A 12739-nucleotide genomic window follows, 5' to 3' on the forward strand; every position below is an offset into this window, starting at 1 on the left:
CCCACCCCGACGTCGTCGAAGCCGTGCTGCGCGGCTCCGTCAGGACCAACAAGTGGATCAACGCCAACCCCGAGGCGGCGAAGGCGTCCGCGAACGCCGCGCTCAAGGGGCTGTCGGGCAAGGCGCTGCCCGCCGACGTCATCGACCCGGCCTGGAGGTCCATCACCTTCCTGGACGACCCGCTGGCCTCGACGCTGACCACCGAGGCCGACCACGCGGTGAAGGCCGGCCTGCTGGACAAGCCGAACCTGAAGGGCATCTACGACCTCAGGCCGCTCGACAGGATCCTCAGGTCCGAGGGCGAGGACACCCCGGGCGACGCAGGTCTCGGCACCGAGTAGCCGACGGGCGCCGCCGGCAGTCGTGTCGGCGGCGTGTCGGTTCCCGTGCGGGTCCGTCGGCGATCTGTCGGTGGCATCGCCCAGGCTGGGTGCACCAAGACCTGACGGCCGATGAGGAGCCCACCATGAGCGAGCAGTCGACAGCCCGGAGCCCGAAGCGGCCGAGTGTCCTGATCTCCGGCGCCAGCATCGCCGGCCCCACCCTCGCCTACTGGCTGCACCGGTACGGGTTCGACGTCACCGTGGTGGAGCGGGCCGACGGCCTGCGGATGGGCGGCCAGGCGATCGACGTGCGGGGCCCGGGCCTCGAGGTGGCCGCGCGCATGGGGGTGCTGGACGCCGTCCGCGCCCGGTGCACCGACCTGCGGGGCATGTCCACCGTCGACGACGAGGGCAACGAGCTGTCCCGCACCACCGAGTACACCGCGAGCGGCGGCCAGATCGACAGCCCCGACATCGAGATCCTGCGCGACGACCTCGCCCGGATCCTGGTCGACGCGGGCGGCAGCGGCATCGAGTACCTCTTCGACGACTCCATCGACGTCCTGGAGCAGGACGACAGGGAGGTCCGGGTCGTCTTCCGCAGCGGCACGGCACGCGCCTTCGACCTCGTCGTCGGCGCCGACGGGGTGCACTCCACCACCCGGCGGCTGGTGTTCGGGCCGGAGGAGGACCATCTGCACCACCTCGGCGGCTATCTCGGCGTGTGGTCGGCACCCAACCATCTCGGCCTGGACCGCTGGGAGGTGGCGTACGAGATACCGGGCAGCGGCCTGCTGGGCGCGCTGGTGATGACCGCACGGGACAACAAGGAGGCCCGCGTCTTCATCGGCATCGACTCGCCCGAGCCGCCCTCCCGCTTCCTGCCCGGCGACGTCGTCGAGCAGAAGCGCCTGGTGGCGGACGCCTACGCGCACGCGCGGTGGGAGATGCCGCGGCTGCTCAAGGAGATGTGGAACGCCACCGACTTCCATCTCGACTCCGTGGCGCACATCCGCATGGACTCCTGGTCCCGCGGCCGCGTCGCGCTCCTCGGCGACGCGGGGTACTGCGCCTCCCCGGCCTCCGGCATGGGCACCACCATGGCGATGGCCGCCGCCTACGTGCTGGCGGACGAACTCAGGGCCGCCGCGGGCGACCACCGCGGCGCGTTCACGGCGTACGAGCGCCGGATGCGCCCCTTCGTGGACACCTGCCAGCGGATCGCGCTGGTCAGCATCGCCCATCGGCAGCGGACGCAGGGGCGGATCGCGGATCTGGACGAGCAGTTCGCCCGGCACCTGGACACGGACTTCGACGAGGTCGTCGCCGAACTGCACACCTTCCGGCTCGAGGACCGCTGACCCCACCGCCGGGCGGGGTCAGCGGGAGGTGTCCTGGTCCCAAATGTGGGCGCAGGTGGGGCACTGCAGATGGACCACGTGGCCCGCGCTGGACAGCAGGTACCGCCAGTGGACATGGCAGGTGCGGCCCGCACCGCAGGCCTCGCAGCCGTCCTGGTCACGGCAGTGCGGGCAGGGCAGCCAGGCGCGCCGCGCCCTGTCGGCGTGCGGATCAATCGGAAGCACGGGCGCCTCCGAGACCGGGAGGCAGCACCCCGGCCGCCACCAGGCGGTCGTAGATCTCCTGCTGCTCGGCGTCAAGACCGGAGTAGAGCATCCGGTACGCCTCGTTCTCGTCCCTCAGCCGCGCGACCGGGTCCCAGTCGGGTCCCATCGCCGCGAAGAACTCCGCTCGCCGACGTGCTTCGTCGACGGAGAGGTCCATCTCGAACAGGTGCTGGTCGGGGGTGTTCTCAGGGGGCATGAAACGGACTTTCCAACATCAAATCGGTCAGGTATTCGACCTTTCTATCAAGGAAAGGGGGATTTTCAGACAGAGTGACCGGGAGATCCTGGTCACGTGACACCGCCCGCGCGCCGTCACAGACGGACGACGACCAGGGCGATGTCGTCCCGGGCGCCCCCGGCCACGCCCAGCTCCGCCAGCAGGACGTCCGCCAGGCGCTCCGGATCCAGCCCCCGGTAGCGGCACAGGGCCTCGGTCAGCCGGTTCAGCCCGGTCTCCAGGTGTTCGCCCCGCCGCTCGATCAGGCCGTCGGTGTACAGCACCAGGGTGTCGCCGGGGGTGTAGGTCTGACCGGCCTGCGGCCGGGGCACGTGCTGGGGCCGGGCGCCGAGCGGCGGATCGGTGGCCTGGTCGAGCAGATCGTGCGTCCCGTCCGCGTGGACGAGGACGGGAGGCGGATGGCCGGCGCTGCTGTAGATGATCAACTCGCTGCGGGTGTCGACCATGGCCTTGACCGCGGTCGTGTTCAGCGCGCCCTCGACCGAGCGGGCGTACAGGCCCAGCACCTCCAGGGCCTGGGCGGGCCGTTCCAGCGCGCGGATGGCCGCGCTGAGCGCGCTGCGGAGCATCCCCATCACCGCCGCGGCCTCCAGGCCGTGGCCCACGACGTCACCGACCGCCACCGCGAAGCGGGTCTCGGACAGGTCGATCAGGTCGTACCAGTCGCCGCAGACGTTCAGCGAGCCGGTGGCGGGCAGATAGCGCACCGCCACGTTCTCGTGCCGGGCCAGGTCGGGCGCCTGGAGCATGGCTTCCTGAAGGGCGACCGCCACCTTGCGCTCACGGGTGTGCGCGAGCCGCAGCTCCTCGTTCAGCCGCTGCAGCTCACGGGCGCGCGCGTACAGCTCGGCCTCCAGGGCCTCACGCTCGGTGAGCTGCTTGGACGGGCTCCAGCCGTCCCTGGCGTGGGTCTGCATGTAGGCGGTGACGTCCTCGACGCGGTTGATGATCCACGCCACGCCGCCGTTCTCGTCGAGGATCGGCGTGTTGACGGGCGACCACCAGCGTTCCTCGAAGACACCGGGCCGGCCCACCACCGGGATGTCGTACTTCTGGAGCGCCATCGTGTCGGGCCGCCGGGAGATCAGCACCCGGTGCAGCGAGGCGCTCAGGTTGCGCACCCCGTCGGCGTCCGGGTCCTGCGGGTTGTCGGGGAAGGCCTCGAAGATGTGCTGTCCCAGCAGTTCCTCGCGGCTGCGGTTGGTCGCGTCCAGATAGGCCTGGTTGACCTCCGCGATCACCAGGTCGGGGGTCAGCACGAGGTAGGGGCTCGGCGTGGCGGCGAACAGGGCCGCGTAGTCCATCACCGGCATCGTGACCGCCTCCTTCCTGAGCCGCCCCTCCCCCACTATCGCCCCTTCCCGCCGCCGCCCGCCTCAGGGAGCCTCGCGCGGATCCCGGCGGCGTCAGGGAGAAACCCCCGGGTGCCGTTGAGACGGGAGGCGGGCGCGGCCGTACGAGTACGCATGGACAACGCGACCCGCGCGCGGCGCGCATGATCGAACCCGGCACCCCCGGCGCGTGCGACGGCTTCGAGCCCGACCTATGGCACAGGCGTCAGGCCGCGTCCGCGCGGACGCAACCTCGTGTTGGTGCGGCGCGGAGAACCTCTCCCGGTGTGACTGCCGTACGCCTCCCCCAGGGACTCCCCGGACGTGTCCCCGTCCGCCGGATCCTGTGCCTTCTCCCGCTCGCGCTCGTGCTCGTGGTCGCGGTACGACAGCGGTCGGTGCTCGCACAGGGGTTCGGGCATCTGCGGACGGCGGAATGGCCGTGGCTGCTGGTGGCCGCCGGCGCGACCTGTCTGACCTGGGTCGCCGCCGCGTTCACCCGGCAGGGCGCGGTGGTGCAGCGGCTGCCCGCGCGCCGGCTGCTCGCCACCCAGTTCGCGGCGGGCGCGGCGAACCACCTGCTCCCCACCGGCCTGGGCGCCGGCGCGGTCAACCTGCGCTTCATGACGGTGTGCGGGGTACCGCTGGCCCGTTCGTCGGCGGCCCTCGCGCTCTACATGCTCGCCGAGGCCATCACCCGGACCGCCCTGCTCCTCGGCCTGGTCCTCGCCTTCCCGGGCGCGCTGCGTCTCGGCGGAGTCCTCCCGTCCTCGGCCGCCGGTCCGCTGCTGTTCGCCGCGGCCGGGGCGGTGTGCGCCGCAGCCACCGTGATCGTCGCGGTACGGCGACTGCGGACGGCGGTGCTGGCCTTCCTGCGCACGGCGCTGGGCGAGGCCCGCACGGTGCACACCCGGCCCGCCAGGGCGCTGGCCCTGTGGGGCGGATCGCTGGCCTTCCCGGTGCTCCAGGCTGCCGGGCTGGCCGCGGTGGGGCGGGCGCTGGAGCTCCCGGTGCCGCCCGCGCACATGGCGATCGCCTACCTCGCGGCGACGCTCGCGGTCGCGGCCGTGCCCACGCCGGGCGGGATCGGCTCGGTGGAGGCGGCCCTGGTGGTGGCCCTCGTCGCGGCGGGCGGCCCGGCGGCCGTGGCGACGGCCGTGGTGCTGGCGTTCCGCATCATCACGGTGTGGCTGCCGCTGCTGCCGGGCGCGCTCACGCTGGGGGCGCTGGTGCGGCTGAAGGTGATCTGACACCGGACGGCCACTACTGGCGAGTAGCCTCGGCGGGCCAGCCCTCCCACCCTCCGAAGGGACAGCCGATGCCGGTCCGGATCGAACGCCAGGGACACGTCACCACCGTCGTCCTCTCCCGCCCCGAGGCGCGCAACGCGGTGGACGGGCCGACCGCCGCCGCGCTCGCTGACGCCTTCCGCGCGTTCGAGGCGGACGACACGGCGCGGGTGGCGGTGCTGTGGGGCGAGGGCGGGACGTTCTGCGCGGGCGCGGACCTCAAGGCGGTCGGGTCCGAGCGCGGCAACCGGGTGGCCGAGGACGGGGACGGCCCGATGGGGCCGACCCGGATGCGGCTGTCGAAGCCGGTGATCGCGGCGGTCGCCGGGCACGCGGTGGCCGGCGGCCTGGAGCTGGCACTGTGGTGCGATCTGCGGGTGGCCGAGGAGGACGCGGTGTTCGGCGTCTTCTGCCGCCGCTGGGGCGTCCCGCTCATCGACGGCGGGACGGTGCGGCTGCCCCGGCTGATCGGGACCAGCCGCGCGATGGACATGATCCTCACCGGGCGCCCGGTCACGGCCAGGGAGGCGCGGGAGATCGGGCTCGCCAACCGTGTCGTGCCCACGGGCCGCGCCCGGGCCGAGGCGGAGGAACTGGCCGAGCGGATCGGCCGCTTCCCGCAGGACTGCCTGCGCGGCGACCGCGCCTCCGTGCTCGACCAGGAGGGCCTGGACGAGCGGACGGCACTGCGGGGTGAACTGCGGTACGGGACGGACGTGCTGGCGAAGGGCCTTCAGGGCGCCGCCCGGTTCGCCGCGGGTGCGGGACGGCACGGGTCGTTCACCGATCTGTGACGCGCGCGCCAAGTGGCGGCGGGGGCCCACCCGGTGACGAACCGCCGGCGGGATACGGCAGGATGAGTGACCCGCCCCGGCCGTCGACACCCGCCGGAGGCGCAGGCGTACGTTCCGTGATCCGAGCAGGTGGCAAGTGACGAATCCTCACATCCGGCCCTGGGGCCCTCCCTTCGGCATGGGAGGTGGCCGGTGAACCGCGCCGTCACCCTCGACGACCTGATCGTCGCCTCGATCGCCCTGGCCGCCGGCCTGGTGGCCGCGTTCCTGCTGCGCATGCTGCTGCGCTGGCTGGGCAGGCACGCGAGCCGCACCAGGTGGGGCGGCGACGACGTGATCGTGGACGCGCTGCGGACCGTGGTCCCGTGGGCCGCCGTCGCCGGCGGCGCGGCCGCCGCGGCGGCGGTGCTGCCGCTGACCCGGACGGTGCGGCACCACGTCGACCAGATCCTGAGCGTCGCGCTGATCTTCGTGGTGACGCTCACCGCGGCCCGGGTGATCGCCGGTCTGGTGCGCACGGTCACCCAGTCGCGGTCCGGGGTCGCCGGTTCGGCCACGATCTTCGTGAACATCACCCGGGTCGTGGTGCTGGCCATGGGCTTCCTGGTGATGCTGCAGACGCTCGGCGTCTCCATCGCGCCGCTGCTCACCGCGCTGGGCGTGGGCGGTCTGGCGGTCGCGCTCGCTCTCCAGGACACCCTCGCGAACCTCTTCGCGGGCATCCACATCCTGGCCTCGAAGACCGTGCAGCCCGGCGACTACATCCGGCTGAGCAGCGGCGAGGAGGGCTATGTCGTGGACATCAACTGGCGCCAGACCACCGTCCGCCAGCTCTCCAACAACCTCGTCGTCATCCCCAACGGGCAGCTCGCCCGGACGAACATGATCAACTACACCCGTCCCGAGCAGAAGCTGACGGTCCTCGTGCAGGTGGGGGTCGGCTACGACAGCGATCTGGACCAGGTCGAGAAGGTCACCACCGAGGTCGTCGCCGAGGTGATGGCGGAGATCACCGGTGCGATCCCGGACCACGAGCCGGCCATCCGCTTCCACACGTTCGGCGACTCCCGCATCGGGTTCACGGTGATCCTCGGCGTCGGCGAGTTCAGCGACCAGTACCGGATCAAGCACGAGTTCATCAAGCGCCTGCACCGGCGCTACCGGGACGAGGGCATCCGCATCCCGGCACCCGCGCGGACGGTCGCGCTCCAGCAGCACTCCGCCGTGATACCGCACCAGCGGGCGGGCGTGGGCATGCCGGCCGCGGGGCAGGAGGGCATGGGCACCGCCGCGCTGCTGGACAGGTGAGCGACCCCTGTCGAACCCGGGTCCGTCACGAGATATCTTGATGTCGAGCAATGTTGCAGACGTGGAGCGGAGCACCCGGTGACTGACTCGACCATCATCTACACACACACTGACGAGGCCCCGGCCCTGGCGACGTATTCCTTCCTGCCGGTGGTCCGGGCCTACGCCGCGCAGGCGGGGGTCGCCGTGGAGACCCGGGACATCTCGCTGGCCGGGCGCATCCTCGCGCTCTTCCCCGAGTACCTGGGCGCGGACCAGCGGATCGACGACCACCTCGCCGAGCTGGGCGAGCTGGCGAAGACCCCCGCCGCGAACATCATCAAGCTGCCGAACGTCTCGGCCTCCGTCCCGCAGCTGAAGGCCGCCGTCGCCGAGCTCCAGGGCCAGGGCTACGCGCTGCCGGACTACCCGGACGAGCCGAAGACCGACGAGGAGCGGGACATCCGCGCCCGTTACGACAAGGTCAAGGGCTCCGCCGTGAACCCGGTCCTGCGCGAGGGCAACAGCGACCGCCGCGCCCCCGCCTCGGTGAAGAACTACGCCAAGACCCACCCGCACCGCATGGGCGCCTGGACCGCCGAGTCCAGGACCGATGTGGCGACCATGGGCGTGGACGACTTCCGCTCCACCGAGAAGTCCGTGGTGATGTCCGAGGCCGGTGCGCTGCGCATCGAGCTGAAGGGCGACGACGGCTCCACCACGGTGCTGCGCGAGTCGGTACCGGTGCTCGCCGACGAGGTCGTGGACGCCTCCGTGATGCGCGTCGCCGCGCTGCGCGAGTTCCTGACCGCCCAGGTCGCGCGCGCCAAGGAGGAGGGCGTCCTCTTCTCCGTGCACCTGAAGGCCACGATGATGAAGGTCTCGGACCCGATCGTCTTCGGCCACGTGGTGCGCGCCTTCTTCCCGAAGACCTTCGCGCGGTACGGCGAGACGTTCGCCGCCGCCGGCCTGACCCCGAACGACGGTCTGGGCGGCATCTTCAAGGGCCTGGAGAACCTGCCCGAGGGCGCCGAGATCAAGGCGTCGTTCGAGGCCGAGCTGGCCGAGGGCCCGGCGCTGGCCATGGTGGACTCCGACAAGGGCATCACCAACCTGCACGTCCCCTCCGACGTCATCGTCGACGCCTCGATGCCGGCCATGATCCGCACCTCCGGCCACATGTGGGGCCCGGACGGCCAGGAGGCCGACACCCTCGCGGTCCTGCCGGACTCCTCCTACGCGGGCGTCTACCAGGCCGTGATCGAGGACTGCCGCGCCAACGGCGCCTACGACCCGGCCACGATGGGCTCGGTCCCGAACGTCGGTCTCATGGCGCAGAAGGCCGAGGAGTACGGCAGCCACGACAAGACGTTCGAGATCCCGGTCACCGGCACGGTCCGCCTGGTCGACCAGGCCGGCGAGGTCGTCCTGGAGCAGGCGGTCTCGGCGGGCGACATCTTCCGGGCCTGCCAGACCAAGGACGCCCCGATCAGGGACTGGGTGAAGCTCGCGGTCACGCGCGCCCGCGCCACCGGCGACCCGGCGGTCTTCTGGCTGGACGAGACCCGCGCCCACGACGCCAACCTGATCGCCAAGGTCCGCCAGTACCTGACCGAGCACGACACCGAGGGCCTGGACATCCGCGTCCTGTCCCCGGTCGAGGCGACCAAGCTGTCCGTGGAGCGCATCCGCCGCGGCGAGAACACCATCTCCGTCACCGGCAACGTGCTGCGCGACTACCTCACCGACCTGTTCCCGATCCTGGAGCTGGGCACCAGCGCCAAGATGCTGTCGGTGGTCCCGCTGATGGCGGGCGGCGGCCTGTTCGAGACGGGCGCGGGCGGCTCCGCCCCCAAGCACGTCCAGCAGCTGGTCAAGGAGGACTACCTGCGCTGGGACTCCCTCGGTGAGTTCTTCGCCCTGGTGCCGTCCCTGGAGCAGTACGCGAAGACCACGGGCAACCAGCGTGCCCAGGTGCTCGCGGACACCCTCGACCGCGCCACGGCGACCTTCCTCAACGAGGACAAGTCCCCGACCCGTCGCCTCGGCGGCATCGACAACCGCGGCAGCCACTTCTTCCTGTCCCTGTACTGGGCGCAGGAGCTGGCCGGGCAGACCGACGACGCGGAGCTGGCCAAGGCCTTCGCGCCGCTGGCCGAGACGCTCACCGCGAACGAGCAGACGATCGTCGACGAGCTGAACGCCGTCCAGGGCAAGCCCGCCGACATCGGCGGCTACTACCAGCCCGACCCGGCCAAGGCCGCCGCCGTCATGCGCCCGTCGGCCACCTGGAACCAGGCGCTGGCGTCCCTCGTCTGAGCCACCCCCGCGCGGCACAGCCGTACGACAGCCGCCCCGGCCGGATCCGATCCGGCCGGGGCGGTTCGCGTGTCCGCCGCGAGGGCTGTGCGGGTCCGGGGGGCGTCAGCCGAGTTCCGTCTCCAGCCACGTGAGGACCTCCGGGGTGACGGGGTCGGTGATGTCGGCGAACTCCCCGTGCTTGACCAGGTACTTGGCCACGTAGGGGCAGACGGGCACGATACGCAGCCCGGCCTCGCGGGTGTCGGTCAGCGCCTGCTGGACCAGCCGCCCCGCAAGGCCCCGTCCGGCGAAGGCGTCGAAGACGACCGTGTGATGGAAGACGCGCTGCGCGCCCCGGTCGCGGTAGGCGGCCAGACCGGCCCGCTCACCGTCGACCAGGATCTCGTACCGGTGCCGGGCGTCGTCCCGTTCGACCGACACATTCGCACCCAAGGAGGGCTCGGGGGACGTCTCGGAGGACGGATCGTTCATGGGGGAGCCTTTCTGTCTGCGGGTCGACGCCGCGGCGGGCGCGGATGCCTCGTGCAGCAGCGTACGGACCCGGACGGACAGGGGCGCGGAGAGGGTCAGCGGGCGAACTTCTCGATGGCGGCCGGGGTGACCGGCGTGAAGAAGTTGACCAGGGTGCCGTCGGGGTCGCGCAGGAGCAGCGACCGGTTGCCCCAGGGCATCGTGGTGGGCTCCTGGACGAAGTCGGCGACGACGCCGGTCAGGTTCTCGTGCACGCGGTCCACGTCGTCGACGAGGAACTCGATGATCACGCTGTGGTTGTCCGCCGGTCGGGCCGAGCCCGGAGCGAACAGGGGGACGGTGCGGGTGCCGGCGATCGCGAGGGTGGCGGTGGCGGTCCGGAGTTCGGCGAAGTCCTCGCCGGCCCAGGCCGCCTGCACCCCCGTGGCCTTCTCGTAGAACCCGACGAGGCGTGCGACGTCGCTGGTGATGACGCGGATCGAGACGAAGTCCATGGTGTTCTCCCAGGTTGGTGGAGCCGCTGTACTCCGCAGGCTAGGACAGATAGAGGACAGAATCGGTCCGCTATTCTCCGTAGACTGGGATCATGTCCCGACCCACCGTGCGCGTGCTGACCCTTCTTGAGCTGCTGCAGTCGGGCGGCATCCGGACGGTGGCCGAACTCGCCGACCGGCTCGGCGTCGACGGGCGGACCGTGCGGCGGTACGTGGACCGGCTGGTCGACCTCGACGTGCCGGTGGAGGCGGTGCGGGGCCGCTACGGCGGCTACCGGCTCGCCGCCGGATACCGCCTGCCTCCGCTCATGCTCAGCGACGACGAGGCGCTCGCCGTGCTGCTCGGCCTGGTCGCCGGCCGCCGGGAAGGGCTGACGACGACGTCGGACACGGCGAGCGAGACGGCGGCGGCCAAGATCCGCAGGGTGCTGCCCGAGCGCCTGTCCCGCAGGCTCGACACGGTCCTGGACTCCCTCGCCTTCACGACCGCGCCCGGCCGGTTCGCGCACCCGGACGCCGAGGTACTGCTCACCGTCGCCGACGCGGTGCGCAGCCGGCGGCCGGTCTCGATCAGGTACACCGACCGCGACGGCCGGCGCAGCGAACGCCCGCTGCACGCGTACGGGATCGTCGCCCATGGGGGCCGGTGGTACGTCACGGGCACGGACCCCGACATCGGCGAGGACCGGACCTTCCGGCTCGACCGCATCACGTCCGCGCGGACCCTGCCCGGCTCGTTCGAGGTGCCCGCCGGACTCGATCCGGCGCAGCGCGTGTTGTCGGGGTTCGCCACGGCCGCGTACCGCTACGAGGTGTCCCTGCGGATCCACGGGACGGCCGATCGGATCCGCGCCCGCCTTCCGGCCGGCGTGGCGAGCCTGGAGGAGCCTCCGGCAGGAGCGGATCCGGCGGCCGAACGCTGGCTGCGCGTCGAACTGCGGGTGCAGGAACTCGACTGGCTGCCGCCGGTGCTCGCCTCCCTCGACCGGCCGTTCGTCATCGAGCGCCCCGAGGAACTGCGCGGCCTCGTCACCGCGTTCGCCGACCGCCTCGCCTCCCGCGCCCGTCGCGCCGGAACGTCACTCGAAGAGGGTGGGTGACCGCAGGTCGGCGTCCAGCGTACGGATCAACTCCCCCACCCTTCCGCCCCCACCGGGTGCCGCCGGGAATCGTCCGAGCACGTCGACGACGGTGGGAGTCGCACGGCGCACCGCTCGTTCGAGGTGTTCGGCGCCCACGCCCGGATCGTCGCCGGCGACGAGTTCGGCCGCCCTGGCCGCGTAGGCGGCGGCTCCGAGGATGTGCTTGACCTGGGTGGCCTTGGCCAGCGGATGCAGATACGCGGCGCCTGCCGCGGACATCGCCGCCCATGCCGCCTCGCGCGCGGCCGCCGTGTCCGTGCCCTTGGCCGCCTTGAGGGCCGCCGACGCAGTGTCGCGCAGGGACTTCCCGCGCTCGCCGCCCCGCGCGAACTCCCACGCGGCACCGACGGCCTCCCGGGGCCGCGAGTCGTCCGGCTGATCGGCCTCGAACACCGTGAGCGCCTCCTCCGCGCACGCCGCGGCGAACGCGGTGATCGCGCGAAGGTCCTGCTTGCTCAGAGCGATCTCGCTCGCTTCTCCTGTCATGTGCCCATCTTCGCCCGCGCGTCGGGCGACCGGCAGGGTCATCCGGTGTCCGGAGAACACAGGAGGTTCCCACCGGCGAGGAGCCGGTGGGAACCTCCGCGCGCCTGCCGGTGAAGGGTGAGAAGACGATCACGGGCAGGACATCCGGGTGCCGGCGCCGTCAGGGACGGAGCAGCAGGCTGTCGCCGCGCTCCTTGGCGGCGGCGTAGCGCCTGGCCACGTCCTGCCAGTTGACGACGGCCCACATCGCCTCGATGAAGTCGACCTTCTGGTTCTTGTACTGGAGGTAGAAGGCGTGCTCCCAGGCGTCGAAGACCAGGATCGGGGTCGAGCCCTGGCCGACGTTGCCCTGGTGGTCGTAGACCTGCTCCACGATCAGCCGCCCACTGAGCGGCTCGTAGGCGAGGACGCCCCAGCCCGAACCCTGCGTGGTGGCGGCGGCCTTGGTCAGCTGGGCCTTGAATCCGGCGTACGAGCCGAACGACTCGGCGATGGCGTCCGCGAGTTCGCCCACGCCGTCCTTCTCCAGCGGCTCACCGCCGCCGTCACCGGTCATGTTGTGCCAGTAGATGGAGTGCAGGATGTGGCCGGAGAGGTGGAAGGCCAGGTTCTTCTCCAGGCCGTTGACGGAGCCCCAGGACTCCTTGTCCCGCGCCTCCGCCAGCTGCTCCAGCGTGTCGTTCGCGCCCTTCACGTACGCCGCGTGGTGCTTGTCGTGGTGCAGCTCGATGATCTCGGGACTGATCACGGGGGCGAGCGCCGAGTAGTCGTACGGAAGCTCCGGGAGCGTGTAAAGCGCCATGTCCAACGTCCTCCGACGTTATTGCGAATCTTATGCAAGTGCACGTTAGCAGTAGGAACTCCACCTTGCGATCAGGCGCCCGGGACAAACAAGTGCGTGGCAGCGCCCCGGGGACGCTGCCACGCACGGACG

The 12739-nt window shown here is 71.7% G+C and carries 13 protein-coding genes and 1 pseudogene; 7 read left to right on the plus strand and 7 right to left on the minus strand.

The window, feature by feature from the left end; genetic code table 11:
- Both AB0C59_RS29015 and AB0C59_RS29020 read left to right on the plus strand, forming a co-directional pair.
- Positions 1-341: pseudogene (locus AB0C59_RS29015) on the plus strand (sulfate ABC transporter substrate-binding protein); the annotation flags it as partial.
- 125 nt (positions 342-466) lie between these two features.
- Entirely contained in the window at positions 467-1684 is a 1218-nt protein-coding gene (locus tag AB0C59_RS29020) for an FAD-dependent monooxygenase (RefSeq protein WP_363009756.1), read from the plus strand.
- 18 nt (positions 1685-1702) lie between these two features.
- On the opposite strand, the gene AB0C59_RS29025 is transcribed toward AB0C59_RS29020, so the two are convergent.
- The 3 genes from AB0C59_RS29025 to AB0C59_RS29035 form a co-directional block, all read right to left on the minus strand.
- Positions 1703-1909: a hypothetical protein gene (locus AB0C59_RS29025; RefSeq protein WP_363009758.1), complete on the minus strand. Its 207-nt coding sequence runs from the start codon at positions 1907-1909 to the stop codon at positions 1703-1705.
- Positions 1896-2147, minus strand: coding sequence for a DUF6400 family protein (locus AB0C59_RS29030; protein WP_363009760.1), 252 nt, complete (start codon positions 2145-2147; stop codon positions 1896-1898). The genes AB0C59_RS29025 and AB0C59_RS29030 overlap by 14 nt, the downstream gene beginning before the upstream one ends.
- Positions 2148-2263: 116 nt before the next feature.
- Positions 2264-3502 carry a SpoIIE family protein phosphatase gene (locus tag AB0C59_RS29035; RefSeq protein ID WP_363009762.1) on the minus strand — a complete coding sequence of 413 codons (1239 nt, stop codon included), beginning with the start codon at positions 3500-3502 and terminating at the stop codon, positions 2264-2266.
- A gap of 305 nt (positions 3503-3807) precedes the next feature.
- Between AB0C59_RS29035 and AB0C59_RS29040 the strand changes: the two genes are divergently transcribed.
- The 4 genes from AB0C59_RS29040 to AB0C59_RS29055 all read left to right on the plus strand — a co-directional run bounded on the left by AB0C59_RS29040 (position 3808) and on the right by AB0C59_RS29055 (position 9209).
- Complete coding sequence (locus AB0C59_RS29040) at positions 3808-4770, plus strand: lysylphosphatidylglycerol synthase transmembrane domain-containing protein (protein ID WP_363009764.1); 963 nt, start codon at positions 3808-3810, stop codon at positions 4768-4770.
- A gap of 68 nt (positions 4771-4838) precedes the next feature.
- Complete coding sequence (locus AB0C59_RS29045; protein WP_363009766.1) at positions 4839-5603, plus strand: crotonase/enoyl-CoA hydratase family protein; 765 nt, start codon at positions 4839-4841, stop codon at positions 5601-5603.
- A gap of 192 nt (positions 5604-5795) precedes the next feature.
- Positions 5796-6911 carry a mechanosensitive ion channel family protein gene (locus AB0C59_RS29050; protein ID WP_363009768.1) on the plus strand — a complete coding sequence of 372 codons (1116 nt, stop codon included), beginning with the start codon at positions 5796-5798 and terminating at the stop codon, positions 6909-6911.
- Between the two features lie 78 nt (positions 6912-6989).
- Positions 6990-9209, plus strand: a complete 2220-nt coding sequence (locus AB0C59_RS29055; protein ID WP_363009770.1) for an NADP-dependent isocitrate dehydrogenase — start codon at positions 6990-6992, stop codon at positions 9207-9209.
- A 105-nt stretch (positions 9210-9314) separates the two neighbouring features.
- Here the strand turns inward: AB0C59_RS29055 and AB0C59_RS29060 are convergent, their stop codons facing one another.
- A complete protein-coding gene (locus AB0C59_RS29060) occupies positions 9315-9683 on the minus strand; it encodes a GNAT family N-acetyltransferase (RefSeq protein WP_363009772.1) in 369 nt (122 codons plus the stop codon).
- A gap of 95 nt (positions 9684-9778) precedes the next feature.
- Positions 9779-10177, minus strand: a complete 399-nt coding sequence (locus AB0C59_RS29065) for a VOC family protein (protein ID WP_363009774.1) — start codon at positions 10175-10177, stop codon at positions 9779-9781.
- A gap of 92 nt (positions 10178-10269) precedes the next feature.
- On the opposite strand from AB0C59_RS29065, the gene AB0C59_RS29070 reads away from it, so the two are divergent.
- The gene (locus AB0C59_RS29070) at positions 10270-11277 is read left to right on the plus strand and encodes a YafY family protein (RefSeq protein ID WP_363009776.1); all 1008 of its coding nucleotides are present in this window, start codon (positions 10270-10272) and stop codon (positions 11275-11277) included.
- Here AB0C59_RS29070 and AB0C59_RS29075 read toward each other — a convergent pair.
- A complete protein-coding gene (locus tag AB0C59_RS29075) occupies positions 11257-11805 on the minus strand; it encodes a putative immunity protein (RefSeq protein ID WP_363009778.1) in 549 nt (182 codons plus the stop codon). The two genes, AB0C59_RS29070 and AB0C59_RS29075, sit on opposite strands and share 21 nt — an antisense overlap.
- Positions 11806-11965: 160 nt before the next feature.
- A complete protein-coding gene (locus AB0C59_RS29080; protein ID WP_363009780.1) occupies positions 11966-12607 on the minus strand; it encodes a superoxide dismutase in 642 nt (213 codons plus the stop codon).
- Between the last annotated feature and the right edge of the window lie 132 nt (positions 12608-12739).

It is taken from the genome of Streptomyces sp. NPDC048664, from assembly GCF_040650555.1.
Classification (GTDB): Bacteria; Actinomycetota; Actinomycetes; order Streptomycetales; family Streptomycetaceae; genus Streptomyces.

Bases quoted from the DNA above. Each gene is read 5' to 3' on its own strand.
- AB0C59_RS29080 (WP_363009780.1), bottom strand. From the start codon at position 12,607: ATGGCGCTTTACACGCTCCCGGAGCTTCCGTACGACTACTCGGCGCTC.
- AB0C59_RS29035 (WP_363009762.1), bottom strand. From the start codon at position 3,502: ATGCCGGTGATGGACTACGCGGCCCTGTTCGCCGCCACGCCGAGCCCC.
- AB0C59_RS29060 (WP_363009772.1), bottom strand. From the start codon at position 9,683: ATGAACGATCCGTCCTCCGAGACGTCCCCCGAGCCCTCCTTGGGTGCG.
- AB0C59_RS29020 (WP_363009756.1), top strand. From the start codon at position 467: ATGAGCGAGCAGTCGACAGCCCGGAGCCCGAAGCGGCCGAGTGTCCTG.
- AB0C59_RS29030 (WP_363009760.1), bottom strand. From the start codon at position 2,147: ATGCCCCCTGAGAACACCCCCGACCAGCACCTGTTCGAGATGGACCTC.
- AB0C59_RS29045 (WP_363009766.1), top strand. From the start codon at position 4,839: ATGCCGGTCCGGATCGAACGCCAGGGACACGTCACCACCGTCGTCCTC.
- AB0C59_RS29075 (WP_363009778.1), bottom strand. From the start codon at position 11,805: ATGACAGGAGAAGCGAGCGAGATCGCTCTGAGCAAGCAGGACCTTCGC.
- AB0C59_RS29065 (WP_363009774.1), bottom strand. From the start codon at position 10,177: ATGGACTTCGTCTCGATCCGCGTCATCACCAGCGACGTCGCACGCCTC.
- AB0C59_RS29070 (WP_363009776.1), top strand. From the start codon at position 10,270: ATGTCCCGACCCACCGTGCGCGTGCTGACCCTTCTTGAGCTGCTGCAG.